This window comes from Anoxybacillus sp. B2M1, from assembly GCF_001634265.1.
Lineage (GTDB): Bacteria > Bacillota > Bacilli > Bacillales > Anoxybacillaceae > Anoxybacteroides > Anoxybacteroides rupiense.
Genome location: NZ_CP015435.1, coordinates 754,371 through 781,277, shown reverse-complemented (window position 1 = coordinate 781,277; position 26,907 = coordinate 754,371). Strand labels below are relative to the sequence as shown.

Below are 26,907 nucleotides of genomic sequence, written 5' to 3'. Positions count from 1 at the left end.
CAAGAATCAGCCGCATGAAACGAGGCTATCATGTACGCCACTCCATGTAAAGTGCACGCTTCTAACTGGTTAAAAACTGTTCAATTTAATCAATCGAATTCTGTTCAGTTTTATTTAGCGGTCACACACGTGTAGGCTGCTGAATATTTGGGAAAGCCGATCCCCCTCCCACTATAAGATTTAAGCCGCAAATCACAGGAACTATTTTTTTCATGTAACTCCCCCCATTTCTAATAGTTGGTGTTTATCTAGTTTTTTGATTATTTAGCACATAGTTCTATATTTTAAATAAGCGATGTAGATAAAAAGAAGGATCTATTTTACATTATATGTAAATCTTACCTGCCATGGCTCTATTTGTTTTGTATTATTCCTTCTGGATGACATGGCACACTCTAAATCTATCCATTCGACGCTCCTGATATTTTCTTCAGGTGATTTTCAAGTCGAGTCGCTCGAATGCTTTTTTGTCCTATTAGCAGCACTCACGGCTAGATGCAGGAGAGCAACATTCCCGATCCATCTGCTTGTTTTTGTCCAAATTTTTCTCCGTTTCTTTCACTTCAACAATTTGGATATCGCAACAGTCTTTGCTTTCTTCAGATTTGCCAAATAGAACTTTCAACATGTTCATTTAAAATCCCTCCTTATATCACATAAAATAACCATCCTGATAATGTGGCCATTGTTATGACAGAACCGATAAACGCAGCAATAAGCTTCTTTTTAAAGATGCTGTGCAATAATGTAATCTCTGGCAAGCTTGCACCGGCTGAACTAATCATCAACGCCATGATAGGTCCCAATGCCATCCCTTTGGCGAGCAACATTTGTGAAATAGGAATCATTGTGGAAAGACGAATATACAATGGAATTCCGATGATTGCTGCCAGCGGAACAAGCCACCATTTATCACCTCCCATATAGGTCGAAATCCATTCGGACGGCACCACTCCATGAATTATGGCCCCAATGCCTGCGCCAACAAGTAAATATGGATAAACGTTTTTCATGAGCTGAAACGTCTCTTGAAGAGCTTCTTTTATGTTGCGCTTTTTGCCAAGGCGCATTTCTCCTTTCACAATGACCTGTTTCACTTGATGTTCGAATCGGAATTTTTCAAGTGCAAAACCAATGAGAATGGACATGATAGCGGTGATTATCGTATAAGCAAGCGCTACTTTTACTCCTAGTATCGTTGCCATGAGGGTTAATATGGTTGGGTCTAGCACAGGCGAAGCAAATAGAAATACCATTACAATCCCAAAACGGACTTGCTGATTTAGAAGTGATACAACAACCGGTATCGTTGAACAGGAGCAAAACGGCGTAATAAAAGCAAATGCTATAGCAATCCCTGCTCCTAATAATGGGTGATGCTTTGTTAAGAAATATGTCATTTTGGCATAAGGGATATAGCCTTCTAAAAAGTTAATGATGAATGAAATACTAAAAAACAAAAGAGTCAATTCAAACATAATATAAAGAAAATCTTGAAGAGCAGCTATGCTCATGGACACTCCCCCATTGCGTTTATTTTATTTGCAAAATACAAATATTTGTTTTAATGATTGGCAAGCCTTATTAGACTTGCCTTAAAACAAGGGTTTACAACAAACGCTCGATTTCGCCATGCATTCATTCAGTAATTTAATCGAACGAATCACGGTTTCTTTCTCAAATTCAGTCATATGCGAAAATACCTCGGCTAAATATTGATTGATTTCTCGATCAATGGTTGTTGCAATAAACTTTCCTTGGGTTGTTAAGGACAGCGTGTATACGCGTCTATCTTCAGGGGATGGCTCTTTTTTTACAAGCCCCATTTTCACTAAATTTTGAATTTGCCTGCTGAATGTTGTGATATCCATTGCTAATATATCGGCTATTTGCTGCATGGAAGGAGAATGATGCTTATCAATTTCATAAAGAATATGGCTTTGAGCCAGCGAAATATCTACAGGATCAATGGAACAGCAATTTTTATTCAGCAATCCGAAACGACGTGTCATCACCTGAAACAGCTCTCTAATGTTTTCCATTTTTTTCACCTCTATCATTATTTATATCATTTTATTTGTAAATTGCAACATTTTTTTATGTAAAAAAAGCAGCTTTTTGACTGTATCAACTTCAATAAAAACAGCCGAGAAGATTCTTCTCGGCTGTTTTTCAGTGTTATTCTCCTGTTTCAGAAAATGTTTTGATGCGGGCGCCAATTTCATCGCGAACACGCTGAAATACAGTCCATTTTTCTTCCTCGGTTCCTTCCGCCTTCGCAGGATCATCAAATCCCCAATGTACGCGCTTCACATGTGGCGGTGTTACCGGACAGTGATCGGCTGCATGGCCGCATAATGTTACGACTAAATCTGCTTGATTTAAAATTTCAGGATCAATGACGTCGGATGTTTGGCTAGAAATATCAATTCCTACTTCTTTCATGGCTTTTACTGCGTTCGGATGAAGTCCGTGAGCTTCGATACCTGCACTATAAACGTCCCATTCATCACCAAGGTATTTTTTGGCCCATCCTTCGGCCATTTGGCTACGGCAAGAGTTTCCTGTGCATAAGAAGTAAATGGTCTTTTTATCTTGCAATTTTTATCCCACCTTTTGTTGTTAGTATGATACAGATTCTGTTTTGAAGTATTTTCGTTGAAACCGTAGTGCCACGTTGACCAGCGCGATCATAATCGGCACTTCCACAAGCGGTCCAATAACAGCTGTAAAGGCTGCGCCCGAATGGATTCCAAATACACCAACAGCGACGGCAATGGCTAATTCAAAGTTATTGCTTCCGGCTGTAAAGGCAAGGGTTGTCGTTATAGGGTAGCTCGCGCCGATTTTCCTTCCCAAGAAGAAGGAAACAAAGAACATCAACACAAAGTAAATGAGCAATGGAATGGCCACTCTCACGACATCCAATGGCAAGCTGACAATAACCTCTCCTTTTAATGAGAACATGACGATAATCGTATATAACAGTGAAATGAATGTAATCGGACTGATGTTTGGAATGAATACGTTTTCGTACCATTGCTTTCCCCTTGCTTGTACCAAGATAAAGCGCGTGATCATTCCGCTGAGAAACGGGATTCCTAAGTAAATGAACACGGACTTCGCGACTTCCATCATCGTGATATGAATGCCAACACCTTCTAATCCTAGCCATTCTGGAATGATTGTTACAAACACATACGCGTAAATCGAGAAAAAGAGCATTTGAAATACAGAATTAAATGCTACGAGTCCAGCTGCATACTCTCGATCTCCCTTTGCTAAATCATTCCAGACGATCACCATCGCAATACAACGAGCCAGGCCAATCAGGATCAGTCCGACCATATATTCAGGCTTATCCGGCAAAAATACAATGGCCAATACAAACATTAAAATTGGTCCAATGATCCAATTTTGGATAAGGGACAAAACCAATATTTTTAGATCTTTAAATACGCGTCCCATCTCTTCATAACGAACTTTAGCTAACGGAGGATACATCATTAAAATTAAACCAACAGCAATTGGAATGGATGTCGTTCCCGTCTGTAAACGGTTCATCTTCTCTACAAAGTCTGGAAAGAAGAAACCCATCCCCATTCCCGCTGCCATCGCGAGAAAAATCCAAAGCGTTAAGTATCGATCCAAGAACGATAGCCGCTTTCTTTTCGTATTATTCATCTTTCCTCTCCTCATTTCATATCGATTAACAGCCGCAACGAAGCGTAGGATTGGTTTCTTCGATCCTACGGATATTCTCGGTTTGATCGGGAATATGTTGTAAAATAGCCTCGATCAAATCATATTCCTTGTTTTGTGGATGAAGAGAATAGTAAATCCACTGTCCCCTTCTCTCCTCTTTGATTAATCCGGCATCCTTCAACTTACGAAGATGTTGACTCACAGATGGCTGGCTCATATTAAACACTTCAAGAAGCTCACAAACACAACATTCCCGCTGTTTTAAAATAGCGACAATGGTTAAGCGGGTTTTATCGCCTAACAATTTTAAAATATGCGCTGCTTTTTCGATTTCCCAAGCGGTCTCACTCATCAACTCTCCTCCCTTTTTAAGTCTTGCTGTAGAAATAGAAGACGTAAAATCATTCTCTAATCACTGAATATAATCATATAAGCATATACTTATATAAAGCAAGTGAGGATAAGAAATCTTAACATACTTTTAACATAAAAAAGCAGAAAGACAGAAGTCTTCTTGCTTCTGTCGCTATATGAATCTCCCTCACCTACACTTTGCTTAGAGGTGAGAGACTTCTCAATGGATGATGTTAAAAAATCCCCTAATATATTTTGTAAGCAGAAGTGAATCTGTAAGACGTGTTTTCTTATGGATGGGGATGAATTCCTAAACCAAACCAAATGATGCCCATGCAAGAAACGATGAGAATAAGGTGAAGAACGCCGGCTAAATAAGAATAGAATCGATCATTTTTGACCCATCCAAACAAACAGATAAGCATTCCAAACAATGAAATCCAAATATAACGAATACGAAAAACAGGGATATCCACTATCGCTTGCACATTTAACAAAATCAGCAAAAATATAGCGACTAATGTATTGAGCAGATGGATGGATAGCATTTTCATTTTTAATCATCTCCCTTTATTACGGCCAATAGATCTGTCCTAAGCGAATCACATGAACTTCCTTCATCTTTTCCAAAGATAATACATCTTTAGCGGTTCCTGTTATAGCGATTCCATAAACCTTCAATTCTTTATTCTTTTTCACCCATTTCAGTCGCTCGGCCATCTTTAAGTTTTTATATTCCGTTAATTGTGTTGCCTATTTTTCGTTTTTGGTTAATAGCTCGAGCCCTTTGACTACTTCTTCGTAATCAGTAAACGAGCGATTGAATACAGAATCTACATGCACTTTTTTGTATGGAAAGCCAATGACAGGTGTTTGCATAAAATCTAAATCATCCTTCATTTGTTTCTCAACTCCTGTATCTAATGCAAGCCACGTGATATGGTATCCTTTGAATTTTTCATTGATTTCTTTTAAGGAATAGGACCGATTCAAAGAAATATAGAATGGAAGAGGGATTAACGGAGAACACAAAGTCAAGAACAGAATGCACATATCTATCTGTCCGAATGGCAAAGACGACAACCAGACAAAGATAACGTGAATGTAAATCTAACCAAATGAAATGTGCGCAATCCCCTTTCATCGAACAGAGAAAAACAGAAAAGGATCACGTGTCAAGCATAAAGAAGCCATTAAGCTAAATCGTTTTCCTCCAAAAGCTATGGGTGATCGACGAATGTCGATCACCCATTTGGTCAACTGTCTACTTTGGTTTCATGTGTCTTTCCCACACGCACGCTCTTGTTTTCGATTATGATTTCCGTAAAATCTTCTCCATCGCCTTCCCTCTTGCTAGCTCATCAATCAGCTTATCTAAATAGCGGATTTCTCGCATGATGGGTTCTTCGATATTTTCCACCCGGACACCGCAGACCACACCTTTGATGAGAGTTCGCGAAGGGTTCAAGTGCGGGGCTTCTGTAAAGAAAGTTTCAAAGTCTGTCTTTTTTTCTAAGTGTGTATTTAACTCTTCCTGGCTGTATCCAGTCAACCAACAAATGATTGTATCAACCTCCTCTTTCGAGCGCCCTTTTTTCTCTGCCTTTGTCACATAGTGAGGATAGACACTGGCGACACTTGTTGTATAAATCCGATGCTTGTCCATAATATCTCCCCTTTCTATCGTTTTTTATTATATGAGAACCACCGTCTTTTTAACGTGGAGAAAGACCGTTAAATAACAACCGGACCATTTCAGAGGCAACTTCTTCCACCATTTGGCGCTTATTCATTACTTCTTGGCGATTGCGAACGGTCAACATGGCGACAAAAAGATGGGAAAGCAAGAAAGGATCATACGGCACAATCTCCTCCTTTTCCATTGCTTTTTGAAAGGCGTGCTCAAGCACTTCATGCAACTTCCGTTCAGCATTGCGAATTTCTGCAGTTTGTTCCTCCGATAACTCCGACGAGGCTTCACGCATCATCGTTTCAAAATCCACATACGTATTTTGCATATAGCGTATAGCGACCTCCCGCAGACGTTCCTGCAATGTCCCGGGACCGTTCATAATGGCAACGGTTTGATCGTGTGCAACCTTTAACACAAACAACAGACATTTGGTAAATAACATGGATTTGTTACTGAAATAGTAATAAACACTTGCTTTGGTTAAACCGCATGTTTTAGCTACGGTTTCAAGGGACACCTTTTCAAACCCATGTTCCATAAATAAAGCGGAAGCAGTCCGCAATATTTGTATCATCGTTTGTGAAGACTCGGTTGCTTTTGGACGGCCTGGTTTACGTTTTTCTCTGGATTGATTCACAGTTGCTCCCTCCCGCTCTAAAATAAAACTTGATTAATTAACCTTCTGGTATATATAATTATATCATCTCCACATAAAAGATACGTAAATAGTGTCAAAACGCGTAAAGAAAGGAAGGACAGTAATATGTTTCATTCGATCGGAGCGCTGGTTAGCGGACCGAAAACACGTTGGGCAACGCTGATTGTCTGGGTAGCCATGGCCATCATTCTCTCGGTTTCCTTACCAGCCGCAGGTGATCAAAAACAAAACAACGCCGGCAATCTTCATAAAGACAGTTCCTCTTTACAGGCGGCTCGTGTCATGGAAAAGTATTTCCCTGGGGAGTCAGGGCTCCCTGCTTTAGTGGTTTGGCATCGGCCTGACGGTTTGAACGAACAGGATTTTCGTCTGATGGCAGAAATTTCTCAACAGCTCAAAGAAAAACCGCTGAAAGGCCAAAAAAGCTTGCTTTCCTTGCATCAGTTTCCTCCTCCTGCCTTGAAACAAATGGTTTCTGAGGATGGCAGCACACTTGTTCAGCCGATCATATTTGATGAGAGTATGGAGCCGGAGCAGCTTAAAAAGAGTTTACATGCTCTTCAGGACAGAATCAAGAAAGCTTCTGGTACCGATCCTTTTACCACAACAATGGACGCGCCGGACAAATTGAGTCTTCGCATTAGCGGTCCCGCAGGCATTGCGGTGGATGCTACCGATTTGTTTCTGAATGCTGATTTCGTTTTATTGATCGCCACCATCTTGTTAGTGTTAGTCGTTTTGCTCTTGATCTACCGTTCTCCTCTCTTAGCGATCATCCCGTTAATTGGTGTTGGTTTCGCTTATGCTGTAACCAGTCCCCTATTGGGCTGGATGGCCAAGAAAGGATGGATTGTAGTCGACTCTCAAAGCCTTGCGATCATGACCGTCCTTCTTTTCGGCGCTGGGACAGACTATTGTCTATTTTTCATTACCCGCTTCCGGCAAGAGCTGATGCGTGACAGCAATCGTTTTCATGCACTGCGCCGCACCTTCCGGGAAGCTTCAGGTGCCATAGCCATGAGCGGCTTCACCGTGATGCTAGCTTTGCTAGCATTGCTTGTAGCTAAATATGGTGCATACGAACGTTTCGCAGTGCCGTTTAGCTTATCTATTCTGATCATGATGCTTGCCAGTCTGACGTTGGTGCCGGCGTTGCTGGCCATCATCGGACGCGTCGCCTTCTTCCCATTTGTTCCTCGGACACCAGAAGAAGAGCAGCAGCGTGCCGTTGAGAAGGGCAAGGATTATAAACCTAAAAAAGCTAGACGTACCTTGAGTGCCACTGTCGGTCAACTAGTCGTTACCAAACCGCGAAGAGTCGTCATTGCCTGCACCATCACGCTTGGGCTTTTGGCCGCATTCGCCAATCAAATAACCTTTACGTATGATTTGCTGTCATCGTTCCCGAAAGATATGCCTTCCCGCGAGGGGTTTGAACGCATAGCCGAGAGCTATTCCCCTGGGGAGCTTGCTCCGGTTTCCGTGATCGTCAAAAACGGTCCCGATCTAAGCAAAACTCTGGCGGAACATCCTGCGGTGAATGAGGTTGCTGAGCGTCAAATCAGCACCATTGATCCCGCCTACTCTTTATACCGTCTAGTTCTTAACACAAACCCTTATTCACAAGAAGCGATGAAGGTTATTCCGGAGCTGCGCAACATTGCCGCAGAGGCTCTGGAAACTAGCGGAGCCGTACAGAATGACCCTTCTATTTGGCTTGCTGGACAAACAGCGGAGCAATATGATGTGAAATCATGGACCGATCGGGACAGCCACGTGATCATTCCCCTTGTGATCGGTCTGATCGCGGTCTTGCTTTTTGCATACTTGCGCTCGCTCATAACGACGATTAATCTAATATTGACTGTTTTACTTTCTTATGTTGCGGCCTTGGGAATGGGTTGGATTATCCTTCATTACGGATTTGGCGTAGCAGCGATTCAAGGAGCCATTCCTCTGTATGCTTTCGTCTTCTTGATTGCTCTTGGCGAAGATTATAATATTTTTATGATTTCGAGTATCTGGAAAAAAGCCAAGACTATGCCGTTAAAAGAAGCCATTAAAGAAGGGGTGACACAAACGAGCGGTGTCATTACATCAGCAGGTCTGATCCTAGCGGCCACCTTCGCTGTATTGATCACCATGCCTATACAAGTCCTTGTTCAATTTGGTTTAATCACGGCTCTTGGCGTACTTTTAGATACTTTTGTCGTTCGAGCATTGCTGGTGCCTTCCTTGACGGCGCTTATGGGAAAAATGGCATTTTGGCCGAGTCGTTCAAAACAGCAGGAATCTTCGTTGAAAACACGAGCCAAGTAAAATCAGCCATCCAAAGCATATCAAATTCTCTTGGTGTGATGACGGGGTTTTGTCTACCGACACCCCTGCATCACACTCAGGGAGCTTTTTTGATCAAGCCTCTGCACAGGAATGTTTCTATTATACCACTTGTCCCTCTCCTCAACCTATTCCTTATTGAAAAACCGATGCAAAACAAAAGGACGCCTCAACAGAGGAAAGGGAAATTTTATTGTGAGTCCCCGTTTGGATCTTCATCGAACGAGAGGGTTGGTCTGTTGGGAAAGCAGCGAATAAAAAAGAGAACGCCGGAGCTAGCGACGTTCTCTAAACAATTGACATTGTTCATTTCATCATTTGATTTTGTTTTCACTTAGGAATCGCGTGTCAACGTTCCATGCAAAAAAACATCAATCGCTTTGTGATATAATTTCAATGCCTCTTGAAACTGGATACGCCGTGAGATTTCCCCCAATCCCATTATCATCGCTCCAAGAATAACCGCCAACATCTGCGCTTGATCCTGTTGTAGCTCTCCGTCGTCCATCGCTGTCTGTATCATCTCTTGAAAAAAAGCAATCTGATCGGAATAGAACTTCGTTACCCTTTCCTGCACTTCACTGTTATTCCATTCACTATTGAGAAATTCATCCATCGCGTTTGTCAAGGGATGATTTACATCATTTGTAACAATATGCTCTGCCAATCCGAGAAGCTTTTCGGCAAACGTCGACCACTGCGACTCTTTTTGCTTCCACTTCTCCCGCCAATCACGATCCCATTCATCCAACAAATATTGAAACAGCTGTTCCTTATTGCCGAAGTGATAATAAATATTGCCCTTGCTCTTTCCTGTTGCCGCGACGATATCTTCGATAGATGTCCCCTTATATCCTTTTTGGGCAAACAATGGCAGGGCTGCTTCGGCAATGCATTTTTTCGTCTGTTCGCTCTGCAGCTTCTTTTTATTCATTGTATGCCCTCCTGCCACCTTCATCATAATAGTTTTTTGTTTTGGTGTTGCTTTGGTGAACCGGCCGGTGCTCTTTCCTCTCCTTGCGAATCCAGTACAAATTCAACAAAAAACCAGCCAGCATAATCAGACTGCCGATTAGAAATGGCGAATTCATTTGAATATCGAACAAAGCTCCGGCCAGCAAAGGACCGGCAATATTTCCAAGACTCGTATACGATGCGTTCATTCCAGCCACAAATCCTTGGTCATCACCTGCGATTCTAGAGAAATACGTGCTGATGGCTGGCCGTACAAAATCAACTGCTAAAAAGACAAGAGTGACTGAAGTGACCATCATCCAATAACGGAACGAAAAAAGGGTCACCACCATGAACACGACGATCAGCAATAGACAATAGGCCGACAGCTTCTTCTCGCCGATCCAATTGATTAATCGTCCAAAGAGTGTCAACTGCGCGACGGCTCCAATGATGGAGCCGATCATGATCAACCAGGCAATTTCTCTCGGGGTATATCCATACTTGTGATCGACAAAGAGCCCAAGCACGGTTTCATATTGAGAGATTCCAAGCGAGATGATCAAAATAATCACCAATCCGGTAAAGTATGGCGTGCGGTAAGACCGAGCGAGTTGTGCCATCTGATTGGTTCGTTTCTTTTGAGACGCCATCATGTCAAAGCGTTTACTCTTGTCGAGCGATTCAGGAAGAATGGTCGAAACAACGCCAGCAACAGCGGCGGCGCTGGCTGCTGCGAAGAAAGGTACTCGCAAACCGTATTCCGCCAAAAATCCGCCGATCGCCGGCCCGATGATAAAACCAGTCGAAATAGCCGCATTGACCCAGCCCATTCCTGTGCCCCGCTCTTCTTCTGAGGTAATGTCAATCACATACGCCATGACAGCTGGCATAATGAAGGCGACTGACACACCGCCCAACATTCTCGATAGAAACAGGAGAAGAGCGTCATTGGCCAGACCAAAAATGAATTCGGAAACGGCAAAAATCAACATACCAATCACAATCACCCATTTTCTCCCATATAAGTCTGACCAACTTCCTGCATAAGGCGCCACCAAAAATTGGGTTAAAGAAAAAACGGCCACCAGAAAGCCGACAACCGTTCCAGAAATCCCAAGCACGTTCATGTATGTCGGCATAATCGGGATAACCAGGCCGACACCGACAAAAGCCAAAAAAATGTTCAACATAAGGATGAGTATGGCTCCTCTGTTCCTTGTTGCCAATTCCATCATCTTGTGTTCCTCCAAGTCAATTTTGTCACTGTGATCGGTATACATTATTATTATACTGAACGTTCATTCTATATTCTATCAAAAACGTTTTCAAACCATCAAGTTTACAAAAGCATGGCCATCATGAATATGAGGAAAAATGTTAAAGATGGCCGAGATTCCACAATAAAGAAAAAATAGTCCTACGTCATATCCGGTATGGAAACAGTATAAAGAACCAAGTTCAATCGTTTTTCTCCCAAAACTATGGGTGATAGACGAATGTCTATCACCCCATTTTGTTATAGGATTGGGTTTAAATCGATCAAACAGGCACCGACGCTCTTACGTTTTTTAAATGAATATCAAAGCGGTCAGCATTCATCACTTTGACCCAAGCTTTAATAAAATCACGGACAAATTTTTCTTGATTATCATCTTGGGCGTAAAATTCGGAGTAGGAACGGAGCACCGAGTTAGAGCCGAAAATGAGGTCCACCCGGGTAGCCGTCCACAGCACTTCATCTGTTTGCCGGTCGCGAATTTCATAAATACCGCCTTCCACCGGTACCCATTTATTGTTCATATCTACCAAGTTAACAAAGAAATCATTGGTCAGCACGCCAACGCGGTGCGTGAATACGCCATGAGGCAGATCACGATAATTAGCCCCCAACACCCGCAGACCGCCGATTAACACCGTCATTTCAGGAGCGGTCAGATCCAGCAGCTGCGCCTTGTCTAGCAGCAACTCTTCAGGACCGACGCTGTATTCCTTCTTTTGATAGTTGCGGAAACCGTCTGCAACTGGTTCTAATACCGCAAAACTTTCCGCATCTGTCTGTTCTTGTGTCGCATCACCCCGTCCTGGAATAAAAGGCACCGTGACATCAAAGCCGGCATCGCGGGCTGCCTTTTCCACTGCCGCGCTGCCACCAAGAACGATCAAATCGGCAAGGCTTACCTTTTTAGGTAGCTCGCTTTGAATATCTTCATAAACAGCTAGCACTTTTGCTAATGGTTCCGGTTCGTTTACTTCCCAATCTTTTTGGGGAGCAAGGCGAATACGGGCACCGTTGGCTCCACCGCGCTTATCAGAGTTGCGGAACGTGCTGGCAGAAGCCCAAGCCGTTTTCACCAACTCGCTGACGGTTAGTCCCGAATTCAAAATTTTCGCTTTGATTTCTTCAATTTCGGAATCGGTTAATTCATAGTCAACTTCAGGAATCGGATCTTGCCAAACGAAATCTTCTTTTGGCACTTCCGGACCGAGATATCTCGTTTTTGGTCCCATGTCTCTATGAAGCAGTTTAAACCAGGCGCGGGCAAAAGCATCCGCAAATTCATCTGGATTTTGATGGAACCGGCGGGCAATCTTTTCATATTCCGGATCAAAACGAAGCGCCAGATCTGTTGTAAACATGATCGTTGGAACTTTTTTCGAAGGATCTTCAGCATCTGGGGCTAAGTCTTTTTCATCCTGATTCACAGCTTGCCATTGCCATGCTCCGGCCGGGCTCTTTGTCAGCCACCATTCATATCCAAACAACAAATCAAAATAAGACATATCCCACTTGGTAGGAGTTGGGGTCCAAGAGCCTTCAAGCCCGCTCGTAATCGTATCACGGCCTTTTCCTTTTCCATAGGAACTGATCCATCCTAATCCTTGTGCTTCAATCGGCGCCGCTTCAGGTTCAGGACCTACGTGCGAGGCATCACCGGCACCGTGCGCCTTGCCAAACGTATGCCCTCCAGCAATAAGCGCAACTGTTTCTTCATCGTTCATCCCCATGCGTTTGAATGTCTCCCGGATGTCACGGGCCGCCGCAATTGGATCTGGTTTCCCATCAGGACCTTCGGGATTGACATAAATGAGCCCCATCTGAACAGCCGCAAGCGGATTTTCTAGATCGCGCTCTCCTGTGTAACGTTTCTCATCAAGCCATTCCTTTTCAGCTCCCCAGTAAACGTCTTCTTCCGGATGCCAAACGTCGACACGGCCGGCGCCGAAACCGATCGTTTTCCCTCCCATGGATTCAATAGCCACATTGCCAGCTAATACGATCAGGTCAGCCCAGGAAATTTTGTTGCCATATTTCTTCTTGATCGGCCACAATAGCCGGCGCGCTTTATCTAAGTTGACATTATCCGGCCAACTGTTCAGAGGAGCAAAACGTTGCGAACCCGTAGCAGCGCCGCCTCGTCCATCACCGATGCGGTACGTTCCTGCAGAATGCCAGGCCATGCGAATAAACAGCGGACCATAATGGCCATAATCAGCTGGCCACCAATCTTGGCTTTGCGTCATGAGTTTGCGCAAATCTTCTTTTAATGCATAGTAATCTAGTTTTTGAAATTCCTGTGCGTATTCAAACTCTTCATCATGAGGATTGGTTTTTCGGTCATGTTGGTGAAGAATGCTTAAATTCAGCTGGTTAGGCCACCAGTCTTTATTTGTTGTTCTCTTAGAGGTATGACTTGTTACACTGCCATGAGAAAACGGGCATTGGGATGCGTTGTGATGATTTTTGTTTTCCATCACTCTTCTCCTTTCAATCGTAAATTCAATCATTATCTGTTTTCGTTGTTATCCTTTAACAACTTAATTGATAATGATTACTACATTAAAATTATATTAAATTAATACTTAGTAGTAAAGAAAAAAGATTCAGTATTTTTAACAACTATGATTTCTATGAGTGATGCTGGCTTTCCCCTTAACGAATCTAGCGTCACTGGGGAAAACGTATCGATGCGAACAACATAATGGACAAAGTATGATGCCCCGCAATTCTTTTTCTTTAGCTATTTATTTTAATGTGATTTATAATCTTTCCTCCATAGCCGCAACCGCAGTATGATCGGCCATGATCATTAAGATATTTTTGTAAAGGCGGGCCAAGTCTTTTGAGGTGCGTTTTATTCATCAAACGCTCCATTGTATAAATCATTTTATTGGTTAGGGAAGTCATTGGTGGATGATGCGGAATCGAAAACGATAGACCACTTCGAACAGATACAAGCAGCAATGAAGGAGAATAGAAAGACGCTCTTCTTCCGTTCATTATAATAAAATAAAAGTAAAAGCTTCTCTTTCCTCTTTTTGATTACGCAGGAGTGCTGAATCATGTTTGTTTTTTTGCATATTTTCTCATGTTGTCATTTAAAAGTTATTTCGAATGTCTCGCCATCAAGCTCTAACTCCACATGATGGTTCCCGGTTAGAAATTCATCGCATATTATGGATAATTTATTATTAGACCAACCATGAAACTGGATATTATCCATTTTTATTGGACTATGTACTGGAATCTTGTCTTCTAAATTCGATTTTATAATTTCAATATCATAATAATCAGCTATTACAAAATCTCCTAAAGGAGTTACAGTTAGACTTCGATATTGGGGATGAGACTCATATTCGACTAATTCTTCACTAAAACAATCAAGCTTAAATAAATAATCCGAAGTGAGAACAAGAACGATGTTATACTTATTTGATACTGCAACATCTCGCGGAAACCCTCGAAAGTTTCCACACCATTCTGTTAAATCATCATTTGTGAACTTTATCCAACTCCAATTTTGAGAGTTCCATGGACTCGAAATATCATATATCTTCTCCTTGTATTGCCCTGAATAAGGTTGATTGATTAACTCTGCTTTGGTTATCATTTCGTTTGTCCCCTTTGAACGTCTCCCAATGGTTTATACTTTTCAACGCTCAATACCAACTATTAATGAATGTGTTATCTTGAGGCTTAAATATTAGAATCACATGAATATGTATTAATTCGGGATACTCTACATAAAATCCTCCTCAATTAGGAGGATTTCTTAGGTTTTTCTTTTTGGATGCGATCCATCGTTTAGTTTTTAGGATAAGTTAGAATGGAATCGGCCATTATTCATCTGCTGTAACCCTACATAAACATCATCCAAACACCTGTGCTGCGATTCCATATAACGTCCCGTTTCGTGGGGGTAGTTGCTTTGAATTTATAATCATGACTGAAGGCTGGCTTACTTTATAAAAATCATGCTGTTCCAGAAATAACATAAATTCTTCATGTCCTGATGGAACATCAATTCTTACTCTTCCTTGATGATTGCGAGCTAATTTATCTACCAATAAACACGCTATTTCAAAATTAGGAGCTACAATTGGACCTAAGATAAGATTGACAGGTCCTAGAATCGAAAGTCCATAGCCGATCACGGTTCCGTCCCTATCTTTTACAGTTAAACATTCTTTTGCTTGTTCAATCCTATTAATAAGGAATTTTTTTCTTTTCGCTCCAACCGCTCTTTCATCTAATGTTACTATTTGCGCTAAATCTTTTGGACTAAAAGTATGTATTTCCATCTCCATTTTATCGTTTGATTGAATAGGGATATAACGATCACAAAGATATTTTTGGACACAATCCACTGCACTAAACCCCATTTTTTCATATAAAGGTTTTCCTTGTTCCGTCGCGATTAGCATAATAGTAGTATCCTTTGAAACCGTATCTATACACATTTGTGTAACAATTTTCCCAAGCCCCATTCCCCTGTATGCTTCATGAACGATTACCATGCCAATAGAAGCTAAAGAAGCGTCATAAGGGACAATAGTACATATGTTCTTATTCTTCAATCATTTTGGCTAATGCCGACTGTCATCCATCCCCTTCTAATCATCGAGAGAATGTTCTTCCGCTTTTAGAGGCGAGAGGCTTTTGTCAGGAAATACGTAATAATGATATCAATAAACTTTATAACACGAAAGATGGCTACACTTAATCTCTTATTTTCTGTATTTAAAAACATATTTTTTCATACAAGTTCATCACTTTTCCATTACGTCTATAAATCTTTCCTTCATGCTTTCTGCATTTTTTCTGTAAAACAAATGAGAGATCTAAAAAGCCTATCGATTATGATTGCCTTCCTTTTCAAATTATTTTATCATATTAAGCATCTTAACTGATGTGTAAACATGGCTTTATTTACAATCTGGAATAATGGAAAGGAGAAAAAGATGGAACCATTTGTGCAGCAGCCAACAGGTGTATTTCCGTCCGTTTGTTCTCTGGATTGTCCCGATCAATGCGGGTTGCTCGTACATAAGCAAGATGGAAAAATCGTGAAAATCCAAGGAGATCCGGATCATCCTGTGACAAAAGGAAATATATGCAATAAAGTGCGGAATATGACCGAACGAATTTACGATCCCAAGCGCTTGAAATATCCATTGAAACGTACAGGGGCTAAAGGTGAAGGAAAATTTACGCGGATCAGCTGGGACGAAGCGATGGAGACCATTACGGCAAAATGGAAAGAGCTGATTGAAACAGAAGGACCTGAAAGCATTCTTCCGTATAGCTTTTATGGCAATATGGGGAGACTTAGCGCCGAAGGAATGGATCGGCGGTTTTTCCATCGGTTGGGCGCCTCTCTGTTGGATCGAACCATTTGTTCGTCAGCTGGATCAGAAGGACTTCAATATACAATGGGAGGCGGCTTTGGAACAGATCCGGAAGATACGATTCATGCAAAACTCATCATCTTCTGGGGAATCAATGCGGTCAGCACGAACATGCATCAAGTGGTATTGGCCCAAAAAGCCCGAAAAAACGGAGCAAAGATCATTGTTATTGATGTTCATAAAAATCAAACCGGCCAGTTCGCCGATTGGTTCATTCCGATTTTGCCGGGTACCGATGCGGCTCTTGCTTTAGGCGTGATGCATATTTTGTTTATGGAAAATATGGTAGACGATGACTTTCTGGCGAAATATACAGTCGGACATGAAGAATTGCGTGAGCATGTCGTCCAATACGACCCTATCACGGTTTCCAAAGTGACAGGTGTTCCTGTTGCAGATATTTATCAGCTTGCTAGATGGTATGGGCAAACAACACCTTCTTTTATTCGAATTGGCAATGGCCTTCAGCATCACGACAATGGAGGCATGTGTATCCGGACCATCGCTTGCCTTCCTGCCTTGACCGGACAATGGCTTGTCAAAGGCGGCGGAGCGATCAAATCCAATAGCGGCTATTTGGCGCTTAATCAAAAGAGCTTGCAGCGCCCGGATTTGCTGCAAAAGAAGGATACGCGAATCATTAACATGAATCTGCTCGGCCGGGCATTATTGGAACAAGATCCGCCGATCAAATCTTTATTCGTGTATGGTACAAACCCGGCAGTGGTCGCCCCGGATAGCAATAAGGTAAGGAGAGGATTGGCAAGAGAAGATCTTTTTGTCGTCGTGCATGACTTATTTTTAACAGAAACAGCCAAATATGCAGATATTGTGCTTCCTGCCACCTCTTCATTCGAAAATACGGATCTTTATACCTCATACTGGCACCATTATATTCAAATCCAGCAGCCTGTAATTGAACGGTATGGAGAGGCCAAATCCAATGTCGAAGTATTCCAATTGCTTGCGAAAAACATGGGCTTTGAGGATTCGTGTTTATACGAAACCGAAGAGGAAATGATTAGGCAAGCCTTGGATAACCCAAATCATCCTTTTTTACAAGGAATCGATTATGAAACATTGGTGGAAAAGCAGTATATAAAAGCAAATGTCAAACCGTTGCTGCCGGGAAAGCTGCCGACTCCAAGCGGAAAAATTGAGCTTTATTCAAAAAAAATGGAACAACATGGCTATCCACCGTTGCCAACCTATACACCGATTGCTGATGATGGAGACTTTCCTTTTTTATTTGTGCCTGGTCCTAATCATAATTTCTTAAACACCACTTTTTCGAATCACGAAAAACACATTTCTTTCGAAAAAGAACCGCGTTTATATATGAATATCCAAGATGCTTTAGCGAAAGGAATTCAGGATGGAGACCAAGTCCGGGTGTGGAATGAGCGCGGGGAATGTATATTGAAAGCTTCTGTTGGAGAATATGTGCTTCCTGGTGTCGTTGTCACGCAAGGGCTTTGGGCAGATTCTCCAGGAGCGAAGCGTTTAGTAAACTCCCTTACTCCAGATCGGATCGCCGATATGGGCGGTGGAGCCACTTTTTTTTCAGGACGTGTCGATGTGGAGAAATGTTAGGATGAAAAGAGGATTATTGGCGTGAATAGGTGCACCATGGCTCCCCTCTTTTCACACCAAACACAAAGGGTGAAATCGAGGATGCATCTTTTTGCTTGTTTTTGCTTACGCAATAAAAACAAACAGTCTAAGGATCTCTCTTCCTTGGACTGTTTGTTTTTGATGTGATGCAAGTCAATGGCTTGCCTTTGTTCGTTGAAACAATAGGATGCTGCCTTTGCATGGGTGATCCGTTCCAATTTCTACTTATCCTTAACTGGTAAAATCACTTATGCGATATAATAAATAGCCGTTAATGGATCGATTCATCTTGAACACATGTGCGTTATCGTGTTCTTAACCGCTGTTGGGACATCGCTTATTTCAAAATCTTAAATCCATATTTTTCAAAGATTCGGCGAGCCTCTTTTGTCTGTATGTATTGGTAGAAAGTTGTCGCTTCTGTTTTATGCTTCGTATTCTTTATGATCCCGACCGGATAAATAATCGGATCATGCGTATTACCAGCTGCTGTGTCAACCATTTTTACTTTATCAGAGATTTGGGCATCCGTTTTGAATACAATCCCCGCATCCACCGTATTTGTTTCTACATACAATAATACTTGACGCACATCCTTCGTATACACGATTTTCCCTTCTAATTTTGTCCAAAGATTTAACTTGGACAATGTTTGCTTTCCGTATTGGCCTGCTGGAGTTGTTTCAGGATTCCCGATGGCCAATTGCTTGATGTTGCCGTCTCCTAAAGACGGAAAATCTTTTATAGTACCTGCTTTGTCTTTCGGAACGATTAAAACGAGTTCATTTCCTAACAAATTTTTACTCTCTTCCTTGTTAATCAATCCTTTGTCTACGAGAGGGCGAAATTTATCTTCAGCAGCTGAGAAAAATAAATCAACTGGCGCTCCTTGTTCGATTTGCTGCTGTAGTGCACCAGAACTTCCAAAGTTAAAGGATAATTTGATATTTTTGTGTTCTTTCTCATACTGTTTCTGGATTTCCGTCAGCGCGTCTTGTAAACTGGATGCTGCTGAGATGGTTAGCTTTACAGTCTGCTTCGCTTCCTGTTTTTCCTCTTGATTCGTACAACCAAAAAGAAAGAGGAAAGAAGCACACAAAAACATACTCATGATCACGCGAATCGAATGCTTCATGATTCTGCCCCTTCCTTTCTTCATTTGTCATCAATAAAACTAATTATAATTATTTAAAATCATTTTGTACATTATATAATTAAATCATATAAGATATAACTAAATATAAAAATATGAAATCATACGGAAAACAAAAGCCAGAGTTTTCGAGAAAGAACTCTGGCCATCATTTATTCCAGCTTTAAATTGGCTGGATATCACTCGATTCATGTTTCATAAACCACCTGTCCTGTTTGTGATAAATCGTAGCCGCCTAATGCTTCCAAATCATTTCGAAAGCTGTCAGAGCTTAAAATTTGCAGCACTTGACTTATTAATTCTCGATTCTCCTCATTCTTTAAAATCACCAAATCATACTTTTCGTTGACAAGCGGAATGAAATCAACCTCTTTCACTAGATTAGCGCCCCTTTCAATTCCGACGCCGACATCCGCTCTCCCTTTAGCGACAGCACTTGCGACACTGACATGATTGGTTACCTCGTCATCGTAACCATTGATTCCAGATACAGGGATGCGATATTTTTTCAAACTTTCATCCAGTAAAACTCGAGCGCCAGCTCCTTTTTCACGGTTCACCATTTTTATATCTTTTTTTCTTAAATCTTCCCAATGCTTTATATTCAATGGATTTCCTTTTTTGACATAAAAGCCTGCCCTCCTAGCCAGCAGTCGAATGACGATATACTGAAAATTCACGAGTATCTTATTGATATAGGGAACATTATATTCACCAGAAACACCTTCTATTAAATGTGTACTGACAATGTCTGAATAGCCCTGATACATGGAAATAAGACTTTCCAAGCTCCCGGTATAAGAACGCAGCGGACGAAACTTTTTCGAGGATTTTTCTAAGTAGTTAGCCAAAATATCTAAACTGATATCTTGACCACTTATGACTAATCGCCTTACTTGCAAATACTCTTGTGTGTCGCTTGTTGTTTCTTTATGATGGAATGGCTGTAGCTTTCCTTTTGACCGTTTGATATACTCTTCTAAATCAGAAGGATCGATTCTCATTTGCCGTCCGACACGATAAGCAGGCAATCGCCCTTTTTTCACCAAATCGTATACAGTTAATTTGGAAACTTTTAATATGTTAGCAACTTCCTCGGTTGTATAAGAATGATTTTTTTCCATAACCACTTAACTCCTCCATTGAAAAGTTTGATTATAAGTAATTAAATTTAATTTTATATAATATATTGATAACCTCCATACCATCATTTATAGTTGATGATATAGATCATCTGTCATGTATCTCTTTTTCGATGAAGCGACCGTTTGATTTTTCGTCTGCCCTGGCGGCCGAATAATGAACGATGGCGGTCTTGTCCAAGGAAAGAGCAGAAACAAACTTGTGTTTTATTATATCATTCCTTCTACGCCGAAGCTGATGATAATATTTAAAAGGTGACTGGAAACCATGAATTACTCTCCGCTTATACTCTCGTTGAAAACAGCTACCATCGCAACGCTGATCGTCTTTATTACCGGGGTTGTGTTGGCGCGATTGATCAGCCGTAGTTCCTTTAAAGGAAAAAGTATGATAGAAGCGGTCATTTTATTGCCGCTTGTGCTTCCCCCTACCGTTGTGGGGTTTGGTTTATTATATGTATTCGGTAAAAACGGGTTTATAGGCCGATTACTGCTTGATTGGTTTGATTTCCAGATTGTTTTCACGTGGTATGGTGTAGTGATTGCAGCTGTAGTTGTATCCTTCCCTTTAATGTATCAAAGTGCCGCTGCAGCGTTCCAGCAGTATGACCAAAATATTGAAAATGCGGCTTATACGATGGGAGCCTCTAAATGGAGGGTATTTTGGACGATTTCCTTTCCGCTTGCATGGCCGGGTTTGTTATCTGGCTTCGTTTTATCCTTTGCCCGAGCGTTAGGAGAATTCGGCGCTACCCTCATGATCGCAGGCTATATTCCGAACGTTACCGACACCATTCCTCTCGCCATCTATTTTGCCGTGGAGTCAGGAAATATGGAGGCAGCAAAATTTTGGGTGATAATGATCGTTTGCCTTGGCTTTAGTGCTATTTTATGGCTTAATTGGTGGAGCAAAAAGAACATGATGAAACATATACACAAATAAAATCAGCACGTGAATCCGAAACCTTATTGGTATTGCGCAAAGGAGTTTTTCTTATGCTTGTCGTCGATATCCAAAAACAACTCTCCCATTTTGAATTAAATGTCAACTTTTCGGTAGCGAATGAGATTGTTGTCCTTTTTGGCCCTTCTGGATCTGGGAAAACGACCATCTTAAATTGTATTGCTGGAATCAGTAAGCCCACTTCCGGAATCATCCAGCTCCATGACACGATTTTATTTCAACATAAGAAGGTGTTTGTTCCGATCCAAAAAAGAAATATTGGCTATGTATTTCAGGATTACGCGCTTTTTCCGCATATGACGGTTTGGAAAAATATTGCTTATGGTATGAAAAACGAAAGCTTTGCAAAAGAATTAATGAAAGAGCTGCGAATTGATCATCTTAGAGACAGCTATCCATCTGAGATTTCAGGTGGTGAAAAACAACGGGTCGCTATTGCTCGAGCCATCGCCACCGAGCCGGATGCTTTGCTTTTAGACGAACCTTTTTCTGCTTTAGATGAACAAACAAGGTTAAAAGGCCATGAGGAATTATTACGTATCCATAAACATTGGAGGATTCCTATTATACTCGTAACACACCATAATGAGGAAGCAAAAAAATTAGGGGATCGAATCTTATATTTACATGAAGGAAAAATTCATGACGATAAAATGAAAGCGGACCTTTCCCTGACTTATTCATCCTCAACAAACTGAAAATGCTTTCTCATATTCTAAAAGATCCATCTCGTGAACTACTCACCACTTAGCTAAAGCTTGAAGTGGGAGCTTCTCAGTTCCACGACGAAAGCCGCCTTTCGTCTCCCTGAGCGTGACTTCGGGTCGTTCCAACCCTAGATGTCCGACAATTCGGAGTTCTTTTGTACCTTGGATATTTTACGCATGGAAGGATCAGCTTGGTTTTCGCATTTTATTTTCTCCATGCAACCTCCTATATCCAGTTATGAAAGAACGACATAGGTTTATTTTACCACAGGGTCAGACAATTGAACAGGCAAAAGCCTGTCCTTGTCCGAAGTCGATTCATCTCCCACTTTCATCAAGCTTCGCAAGATTTAGAAGTGGGAGACTTCTCGACTGAAGAATGTTAAATCATGAGAAAACCTCCCCTCTTATCATCAGGAATCATCCTTCGTCTAGAGACGGGAGGTTTCTCGATGAAAAACGTTAGTGAGCGCGGCCAACTTTGATGAAAGCGTGTTTGAACCCCTTTTTCTCTAGACATTCACCGTTCAAATATAAAAGACATTTAACATTCGGGAATGGGCCACACTTCTGTTTAGGAGCCCCATTGGCGCGACTTGAAATGAAAATGGCTCTAGAAACCTTCTTAGAAAGATTTTCACATATCGAGCCAGTGGAAGGATATGAATTAGAAAAAAATTTGACGGCTTCTGCCCCGGGACAGTCCTTAACTTATCTGCCAATGAAGGTTTATCAATAAGAATGGCGTTTCGTCCTATAAGTTCACCCTTGCTTGCAAGCATGCTAAAGCATTTTATTAACCGGGAAGATATCCAAAAGAGAGGGAGTCTAATCCCTCTCTTTTTTTGATGGAAAAGAGTCTACGTGGTTAGAGGCTTGAAATTTGTATATGGGGACAACGCTTTCTGATTTCAGACATAAATCGTTCCGTTTCTTCAGGTGAAATTTTCACACTTCCAAGAGTGGCTGATTTATAAAATATTTCAATACCGTTTTTAGAGGTTAACAATCTATATCCTGTAAAAATATCTTTCGTTGGCGCAATTTTGGTGATTTCTTGATAGGCAATTTTGCTTTTGAAGGGTCCTCCTTTTACTAGAAGATAGTCTTCGTAAAAAATATATTTAATAGAAAATATGGACCATAATAAGAAACCAACTGAAAACAAAAAGATGGATAGCATGATAACTATAGTCGATGTTGTGATTTCTTTATCTATGATTAAAGGAGCGATTGTGACGATGCCGATAAAGAGAATAGCAATCACGATAAATGTTATAAAATAAGCGTCGATTTTTGAACGGAAAGTCATTGATTATATACCTCCTAACGACTATCCTTCTGTCTGAGCGAAGGTTTTGTATGGATCTATTCATTTAAGCGATTCAATCTAATTATATCTTATTTCTCATCCGAATCCAGTAAAGGAGTGCGTGCTTCTAAATGATTGTTTATTTTCACTTCCGAGAAGATGATATGGGTAAGAGTGGTGGCAAAGGCAGAAATGTCATTAATAAACTCTTCGATTTCCTCTAATCGACTTACCGTCAGCATCACCATATAGCATGCTCGTCCGGCAATACGATAACAAGATAATGCGGTTGGGTACTGTTCAATAAACTCTTTGAATCGCTTATATTCCCCGTTTTTGATCGTCACTTCCATCATACAGTCGATCGTAAATCCCAGTTTTTTGCGATTGATTTGAATGGTGTATCCCTCAATCACTCCATGTTCCTCTAATCTTTTCACTCTTTCGGTAACCGAAGGAGGCGATAAGCGGACTTTCCTTCCTAACTCTCTCATGGACAAACGTGCATCTTTTTTCAATTCCGCTATAATTTGCAGATCAATTTCATCTATTTTCAATTGTAAACCTCCTTATTACTTTATGTTTCAAACGAATAGTATCTATCAAAATTACATTTTATATCAAATGCCTTTTTTCGTCAAAATCCTTTAAAATAAAAGAAAACGAAAGGAGGATATCAATGGCTAGAATTTCATTCGCCAACCACGGAGAAACCCCATTTCAACGACTGCTCGGCCACAATCCAACAATTATGGAAGCTTGGAGACGGCTAGGCGAAGAACTTGAAAAAGATGGTCTTCTTTCTTCCCAATTGAAAGAACAAGTGCGACGCATGCTTGCTCAAAACAATGGTTGTGAGTACTGCAAAGCAAAAGGAAAGCCCGAACCGCATTTATTTGATGAAAAAACATCACTGGCTATCGGATTTGCGGAGGTGTTTGTCCAACAACAAGGACAAATCGGGGACTCGCTCTTTTCCGTCTTAAAAAAAGATTTTAGCGATGCGGAAATTAGCGAACTATGCGCATTTATTTGTTTTACAACGGCCTCGCAATATTTTGGCGCCATTATGGGGCTTAAACCGGAAGAAAAAACGAATAATGATAACAGCCATTCAACAAACTGAAAAAGCAGGATCTCCCTGCTTTTTTTGCACACAAAAGCATATTCCTCAATTTTCTTCCATCTCTTTTCCCAGATCTCCCTGCTTTTTTTTTTGCCAACACCAGGGGGACAACTTGAAAAAGCCGTTTAAAGACAATGATCAATTCTACAGAATTATCATAATCCTGACACCAATTTTTTACCCTTGAACCTCCCGTTACGTTACGATGTATGATAAAGAAAAAGCCGACAGAAAAGGAGACTAGGGGATGAAAACTTATTCGATCAGCGAAATCGCTAAAAAAACAGGGGTATCGATCCGAACATTGCGATATTATGACGAAATCGGCCTGCTGCAACCGGCAAAAGCCCCCTCATCCGGGCATCGTATGTATACGGAAGAAGATATTGTCCGTCTATATAAAATTATGAGCTTAAAGTTTATCGGGCTCCGTTTGGATGAAATTCGCCAATATATTGACCAGCCGACATACGACCTTTCTTTAAAAGAAACAAGGAGTTTTTGCCCCCACCAAAGGTGTGGAATCAGGCGATGCCTGATAAAACGATGGGGACAAATTATTTCAGTTTTCTATGTGAACTCTATATATCATTCTATATAGTTTTTATAAGCTTTAAAACGGTCATTATTTAATTTGGACATCAAACCATCAAAGTAATTGACAATTAAGCCTGCTCATTTTTTGCTAACTTATAATAAGCAGCAAGCTTTTGATTGCTCGATAACCAAAATTTATGCCAAATCCTATTAAAATCACTCCTGCAATGACTGATAACCATTTTAAGAAACGCTGATTCGTAAATTTGCGTCCGAAATGGACTGATGTGGCAACGGTTAGATCCCAAAGAGCAATTCCAATAAAAATAGCACTACTATAAAGGAAAGACTGTTCTTGACTTACAGTATTTAGAGTAGTTGTAAGAACAGAGCCATAAATACCTATCCAGAAAATAATATTGAGAGGATTAGAGATAGCGATTAAAAATCCTGATAAAAAAGACTTCGATATACTTTCTTTTTGTATTTCATTGGATATATGGACTTCTTTAAATGCATCTCTTATACTTTCATATCCCAAGTAGACTAGTATGAGGAATCCGAAAATCCACATGATTAACTGGGCTATTGGCGTAGTCAAGTAAGTAGATACGCCAAAATAGATTAAAAACATTAGTACTATGTCTGCTGACATTCCTCCTAAACCGACCGCCCAAGAATGCCAAAATCCGTTCTTTATACCCCTTTTTATCATTTCTATATTAATGGGGCCAACGGGTATAGAAAGCGAAAGACCGAGAATGATGTAACTGAAAATATTCATAATTAAACCGTTCTCCTTGTGATTGGACATCTTACTACACTTTCCTCATTGGTTTCTGGTAGTACGTATTGCTTCCATTCTCTGTTAGTTGGGTCACCATAATTACCAATGTCAGGATGTGCATCTATTTTATCATAATTTTTCAATCGTTCTCGAATTACTTTTCTTACTTGTTGACCCAATTTCGTATCAGCCGTAATATCGTCAAGTGTACCACGAGGTTGCATCGTAATTTCAAGCCCATTAGCAGTAAATCTACTTTTCCTATCCGAATAAAACGGCGCCCGGCAAACTAAAAAGATAGGTTCTCCTCCAAAACAAAACTCCCATTCAGGATGATTTGGATCTTTTGGAATTTCGGAAGGCCAAGGTTCCGGATCATTTTCATTCAAAAATTTAACAACATTCCAAAATTTTTTTTTATAGTCTTCTGCTCGCAATTCATTTTCTGAAGGTTTAAAAAAGATAACTAGTGTCGTTCTTTTACCTATAGATTTGTAGCTTTTTATGTATTCATAAACTCCGTCTCTAATATTTAATAATTCATGCGTATCGTAAGCCGATTCAGCAAATATATAACGAATAAGCCCATTTTTTTCTGCTTCTACTGCAAAATAACAAGGATATGGAGCAGAATCATCAAGTAACGAGTTTCGAAAATCAGAATAGGTGGTAATCATCCATTCCTTTAGAATACCTTTTTCCATTCCCTCTTTGATTTTTTCTTGATCCAAAAGTGAACTAATTTTAATCATTAAGCTCCCCCCCTATTTTATCAACCGTGTGTATGGTGATAATAATAAAATAATGCCAATTATTTAAAAATTTATACTATTTTACAATATTTTTGTGTTTAAGAGTGCGCCGTAACCACCCTACGGCAAACACTTCGTGAGAACCCTGCATTAACTACGGTTTTTATTACTGTTTTTATATTCATATTGTACATTGGAAACAGTGAGTTGCGCAAGGGTGGAATTTAGAACATTTTAGAATATTTAGGACGTGTTTGCCAAGCGATGGCGGCGTGTCCTTTTTCGTTTCCGGAAAATTAGAAGGAGACGAAGAAATGAGAAAACAAGCAATCACCATCATATCAAATGAAGAAACATCCACTAATTGACAAACCTTTGAGAGTGTTCAAGAATTAAATAAAGCAGTCAAATACTATAAACAA

26 protein-coding genes and 2 pseudogenes are annotated in these 26,907 nt (G+C 40.7%); 7 read left to right on the top strand and 21 right to left on the bottom strand.

Features of this window, described 5'->3' with window-relative positions; genetic code table 11:
* Positions 1–475: 475 nt before the first annotated feature.
* From GFC28_RS19185 to GFC28_RS03735, 10 genes and pseudogenes are all read right to left on the bottom strand, one after another.
* Positions 476–634: a hypothetical protein gene (locus tag GFC28_RS19185; RefSeq protein ID WP_156487507.1), complete on the bottom strand. Its 159-nt coding sequence runs from the start codon at positions 632–634 to the stop codon at positions 476–478.
* 13 nt (positions 635–647) lie between these two features.
* Positions 648–1,514 carry a permease gene (locus tag GFC28_RS03775; RefSeq protein ID WP_044741805.1) on the bottom strand — a complete coding sequence of 289 codons (867 nt, stop codon included), beginning with the start codon at positions 1,512–1,514 and terminating at the stop codon, positions 648–650.
* An 81-nt stretch (positions 1,515–1,595) separates the two neighbouring features.
* Positions 1,596–2,042, bottom strand: coding sequence for a MarR family winged helix-turn-helix transcriptional regulator (locus GFC28_RS03770; RefSeq protein ID WP_044741804.1), 447 nt, complete (start codon positions 2,040–2,042; stop codon positions 1,596–1,598).
* A 136-nt stretch (positions 2,043–2,178) separates the two neighbouring features.
* A complete protein-coding gene (gene arsC, locus GFC28_RS03765; protein WP_044741803.1) occupies positions 2,179–2,601 on the bottom strand; it encodes an arsenate reductase (thioredoxin) in 423 nt (140 codons plus the stop codon).
* Between the two features lie 21 nt (positions 2,602–2,622).
* Positions 2,623–3,684 (bottom strand): ACR3 family arsenite efflux transporter, encoded by a 1,062-nt coding sequence (gene arsB, locus GFC28_RS03760; protein ID WP_044741802.1) that lies wholly within the window; start codon positions 3,682–3,684, stop codon positions 2,623–2,625.
* A 25-nt stretch (positions 3,685–3,709) separates the two neighbouring features.
* Entirely contained in the window at positions 3,710–4,057 is a 348-nt protein-coding gene (locus GFC28_RS03755; protein WP_044741801.1) for an ArsR/SmtB family transcription factor, read from the bottom strand.
* A 292-nt stretch (positions 4,058–4,349) separates the two neighbouring features.
* Positions 4,350–4,613: a hypothetical protein gene (locus GFC28_RS03750; protein ID WP_044741800.1), complete on the bottom strand. Its 264-nt coding sequence runs from the start codon at positions 4,611–4,613 to the stop codon at positions 4,350–4,352.
* Positions 4,614–4,632: 19 nt separating this feature from the next.
* Positions 4,633–5,112, bottom strand: a pseudogene (locus GFC28_RS03745) (anti-sigma factor C-terminal domain-containing protein).
* Positions 5,113–5,371: 259 nt separating this feature from the next.
* The gene (locus GFC28_RS03740) at positions 5,372–5,725 is read right to left on the bottom strand and encodes a DUF2200 domain-containing protein (protein WP_044741799.1); all 354 of its coding nucleotides are present in this window, start codon (positions 5,723–5,725) and stop codon (positions 5,372–5,374) included.
* A gap of 49 nt (positions 5,726–5,774) precedes the next feature.
* A complete protein-coding gene (locus tag GFC28_RS03735; protein ID WP_044741798.1) occupies positions 5,775–6,389 on the bottom strand; it encodes a TetR/AcrR family transcriptional regulator in 615 nt (204 codons plus the stop codon).
* A gap of 126 nt (positions 6,390–6,515) precedes the next feature.
* Here GFC28_RS03735 and GFC28_RS03730 point away from each other — a divergent pair, with 126 nt between their 5' ends.
* Positions 6,516–8,729 (top strand): MMPL family transporter, encoded by a 2,214-nt coding sequence (locus tag GFC28_RS03730; RefSeq protein ID WP_044741797.1) that lies wholly within the window; start codon positions 6,516–6,518, stop codon positions 8,727–8,729.
* Positions 8,730–9,081: 352 nt separating this feature from the next.
* On the opposite strand, the gene GFC28_RS03720 is transcribed toward GFC28_RS03730, so the two are convergent.
* The 5 genes from GFC28_RS03720 to GFC28_RS03700 form a co-directional block, all read right to left on the bottom strand.
* Positions 9,082–9,681, bottom strand: coding sequence for a TetR/AcrR family transcriptional regulator (locus GFC28_RS03720; RefSeq protein ID WP_044741795.1), 600 nt, complete (start codon positions 9,679–9,681; stop codon positions 9,082–9,084).
* A complete protein-coding gene (locus GFC28_RS03715; protein WP_231883438.1) occupies positions 9,674–10,939 on the bottom strand; it encodes an MFS transporter in 1,266 nt (421 codons plus the stop codon). The genes GFC28_RS03720 and GFC28_RS03715 overlap by 8 nt, the downstream gene beginning before the upstream one ends.
* 304 nt (positions 10,940–11,243) lie before the next feature.
* On the bottom strand, positions 11,244–13,457 hold the full coding sequence (gene katG / locus GFC28_RS03710) for a catalase/peroxidase HPI (RefSeq protein ID WP_044741794.1): 2,214 nt from the start codon (positions 13,455–13,457) through the stop codon (positions 11,244–11,246).
* Between the two features lie 620 nt (positions 13,458–14,077).
* Positions 14,078–14,593 carry a hypothetical protein gene (locus GFC28_RS03705; protein ID WP_044741793.1) on the bottom strand — a complete coding sequence of 172 codons (516 nt, stop codon included), beginning with the start codon at positions 14,591–14,593 and terminating at the stop codon, positions 14,078–14,080.
* 259 nt (positions 14,594–14,852) lie between these two features.
* Positions 14,853–15,560, bottom strand: a complete 708-nt coding sequence (locus GFC28_RS03700; protein WP_044741792.1) for a GNAT family N-acetyltransferase — start codon at positions 15,558–15,560, stop codon at positions 14,853–14,855.
* A 384-nt stretch (positions 15,561–15,944) separates the two neighbouring features.
* Here GFC28_RS03700 and GFC28_RS03695 point away from each other — a divergent pair, with 384 nt between their 5' ends.
* The gene (locus GFC28_RS03695) at positions 15,945–17,984 is read left to right on the top strand and encodes a molybdopterin oxidoreductase family protein (protein WP_044741791.1); all 2,040 of its coding nucleotides are present in this window, start codon (positions 15,945–15,947) and stop codon (positions 17,982–17,984) included.
* A gap of 358 nt (positions 17,985–18,342) precedes the next feature.
* Here the strand turns inward: GFC28_RS03695 and modA are convergent, their stop codons facing one another.
* Both modA and GFC28_RS03685 read right to left on the bottom strand, forming a co-directional pair.
* A complete protein-coding gene (gene modA, locus GFC28_RS03690) occupies positions 18,343–19,143 on the bottom strand; it encodes a molybdate ABC transporter substrate-binding protein (RefSeq protein ID WP_369818763.1) in 801 nt (266 codons plus the stop codon).
* Positions 19,144–19,346: 203 nt separating this feature from the next.
* On the bottom strand, positions 19,347–20,282 hold the full coding sequence (locus tag GFC28_RS03685; protein ID WP_044741788.1) for a helix-turn-helix transcriptional regulator: 936 nt from the start codon (positions 20,280–20,282) through the stop codon (positions 19,347–19,349).
* A gap of 286 nt (positions 20,283–20,568) precedes the next feature.
* Here GFC28_RS03685 and modB point away from each other — a divergent pair, with 286 nt between their 5' ends.
* From modB to GFC28_RS18705, 3 genes and pseudogenes are all read left to right on the top strand, one after another.
* Positions 20,569–21,243, top strand: a complete 675-nt coding sequence (modB, locus tag GFC28_RS03680) for a molybdate ABC transporter permease subunit (protein ID WP_044741787.1) — start codon at positions 20,569–20,571, stop codon at positions 21,241–21,243.
* Positions 21,244–21,296: 53 nt separating this feature from the next.
* Complete coding sequence (locus tag GFC28_RS03675; RefSeq protein WP_044741786.1) at positions 21,297–21,962, top strand: ATP-binding cassette domain-containing protein; 666 nt, start codon at positions 21,297–21,299, stop codon at positions 21,960–21,962.
* A gap of 474 nt (positions 21,963–22,436) precedes the next feature.
* Positions 22,437–22,710 (top strand): annotated as a pseudogene (locus tag GFC28_RS18705) (cytochrome P450); the annotation flags it as partial.
* Positions 22,711–22,839: 129 nt separating this feature from the next.
* Here the strand turns inward: GFC28_RS18705 and GFC28_RS03670 are convergent.
* Entirely contained in the window at positions 22,840–23,283 is a 444-nt protein-coding gene (locus tag GFC28_RS03670) for a PH domain-containing protein (RefSeq protein ID WP_044742450.1), read from the bottom strand.
* 89 nt (positions 23,284–23,372) lie between these two features.
* A complete protein-coding gene (locus tag GFC28_RS03665; RefSeq protein ID WP_044742451.1) occupies positions 23,373–23,840 on the bottom strand; it encodes an Lrp/AsnC family transcriptional regulator in 468 nt (155 codons plus the stop codon).
* Between the two features lie 122 nt (positions 23,841–23,962).
* Here GFC28_RS03665 and GFC28_RS03660 point away from each other — a divergent pair, with 122 nt between their 5' ends.
* Positions 23,963–24,409, top strand: a complete 447-nt coding sequence (locus tag GFC28_RS03660; RefSeq protein ID WP_044742452.1) for a carboxymuconolactone decarboxylase family protein — start codon at positions 23,963–23,965, stop codon at positions 24,407–24,409.
* A 247-nt stretch (positions 24,410–24,656) separates the two neighbouring features.
* Positions 24,657–25,010 (top strand): MerR family transcriptional regulator, encoded by a 354-nt coding sequence (locus tag GFC28_RS03655; protein WP_052660934.1) that lies wholly within the window; start codon positions 24,657–24,659, stop codon positions 25,008–25,010.
* Positions 25,011–25,094: 84 nt separating this feature from the next.
* Here GFC28_RS03655 and GFC28_RS03650 read toward each other — a convergent pair whose 3' ends face one another.
* Both GFC28_RS03650 and GFC28_RS03645 read right to left on the bottom strand, forming a co-directional pair.
* Entirely contained in the window at positions 25,095–25,730 is a 636-nt protein-coding gene (locus GFC28_RS03650; RefSeq protein WP_044742453.1) for a LysE family translocator, read from the bottom strand.
* A 2-nt stretch (positions 25,731–25,732) separates the two neighbouring features.
* Positions 25,733–26,485 carry a YqcI/YcgG family protein gene (locus GFC28_RS03645; RefSeq protein ID WP_044742454.1) on the bottom strand — a complete coding sequence of 251 codons (753 nt, stop codon included), beginning with the start codon at positions 26,483–26,485 and terminating at the stop codon, positions 25,733–25,735.
* Between the last annotated feature and the right edge of the window lie 422 nt (positions 26,486–26,907).

Bases quoted from the DNA above. Each gene is read 5' to 3' on its own strand.
- arsB (WP_044741802.1), bottom strand. From the start codon at position 3,684: ATGAATAATACGAAAAGAAAGCGGCTATCGTTCTTGGATCGATACTTA.
- katG (WP_044741794.1), bottom strand. From the start codon at position 13,457: ATGGAAAACAAAAATCATCACAACGCATCCCAATGCCCGTTTTCTCAT.
- GFC28_RS03750 (WP_044741800.1), bottom strand. From the start codon at position 4,613: ATGAAAATGCTATCCATCCATCTGCTCAATACATTAGTCGCTATATTT.
- GFC28_RS03695 (WP_044741791.1), top strand. From the start codon at position 15,945: ATGGAACCATTTGTGCAGCAGCCAACAGGTGTATTTCCGTCCGTTTGT.
- modB (WP_044741787.1), top strand. From the start codon at position 20,569: ATGAATTACTCTCCGCTTATACTCTCGTTGAAAACAGCTACCATCGCA.
- GFC28_RS03675 (WP_044741786.1), top strand. From the start codon at position 21,297: ATGCTTGTCGTCGATATCCAAAAACAACTCTCCCATTTTGAATTAAAT.
- GFC28_RS03740 (WP_044741799.1), bottom strand. From the start codon at position 5,725: ATGGACAAGCATCGGATTTATACAACAAGTGTCGCCAGTGTCTATCCT.
- GFC28_RS03775 (WP_044741805.1), bottom strand. From the start codon at position 1,514: ATGAGCATAGCTGCTCTTCAAGATTTTCTTTATATTATGTTTGAATTG.
- GFC28_RS03645 (WP_044742454.1), bottom strand. From the start codon at position 26,485: ATGATTAAAATTAGTTCACTTTTGGATCAAGAAAAAATCAAAGAGGGA.
- GFC28_RS03650 (WP_044742453.1), bottom strand. From the start codon at position 25,730: ATGAATATTTTCAGTTACATCATTCTCGGTCTTTCGCTTTCTATACCC.
- GFC28_RS03730 (WP_044741797.1), top strand. From the start codon at position 6,516: ATGTTTCATTCGATCGGAGCGCTGGTTAGCGGACCGAAAACACGTTGG.
- GFC28_RS03670 (WP_044742450.1), bottom strand. From the start codon at position 23,283: ATGACTTTCCGTTCAAAAATCGACGCTTATTTTATAACATTTATCGTG.
- GFC28_RS03770 (WP_044741804.1), bottom strand. From the start codon at position 2,042: ATGGAAAACATTAGAGAGCTGTTTCAGGTGATGACACGTCGTTTCGGA.
- GFC28_RS03755 (WP_044741801.1), bottom strand. From the start codon at position 4,057: ATGAGTGAGACCGCTTGGGAAATCGAAAAAGCAGCGCATATTTTAAAA.
- GFC28_RS19185 (WP_156487507.1), bottom strand. From the start codon at position 634: ATGAACATGTTGAAAGTTCTATTTGGCAAATCTGAAGAAAGCAAAGAC.
- GFC28_RS03720 (WP_044741795.1), bottom strand. From the start codon at position 9,681: ATGAATAAAAAGAAGCTGCAGAGCGAACAGACGAAAAAATGCATTGCC.
- GFC28_RS03685 (WP_044741788.1), bottom strand. From the start codon at position 20,282: ATGGAAAAAAATCATTCTTATACAACCGAGGAAGTTGCTAACATATTA.
- GFC28_RS03660 (WP_044742452.1), top strand. From the start codon at position 23,963: ATGGCTAGAATTTCATTCGCCAACCACGGAGAAACCCCATTTCAACGA.
- GFC28_RS03705 (WP_044741793.1), bottom strand. From the start codon at position 14,593: ATGATAACCAAAGCAGAGTTAATCAATCAACCTTATTCAGGGCAATAC.
- GFC28_RS03655 (WP_052660934.1), top strand. From the start codon at position 24,657: ATGAAAACTTATTCGATCAGCGAAATCGCTAAAAAAACAGGGGTATCG.
- GFC28_RS03715 (WP_231883438.1), bottom strand. From the start codon at position 10,939: ATGATGGAATTGGCAACAAGGAACAGAGGAGCCATACTCATCCTTATG.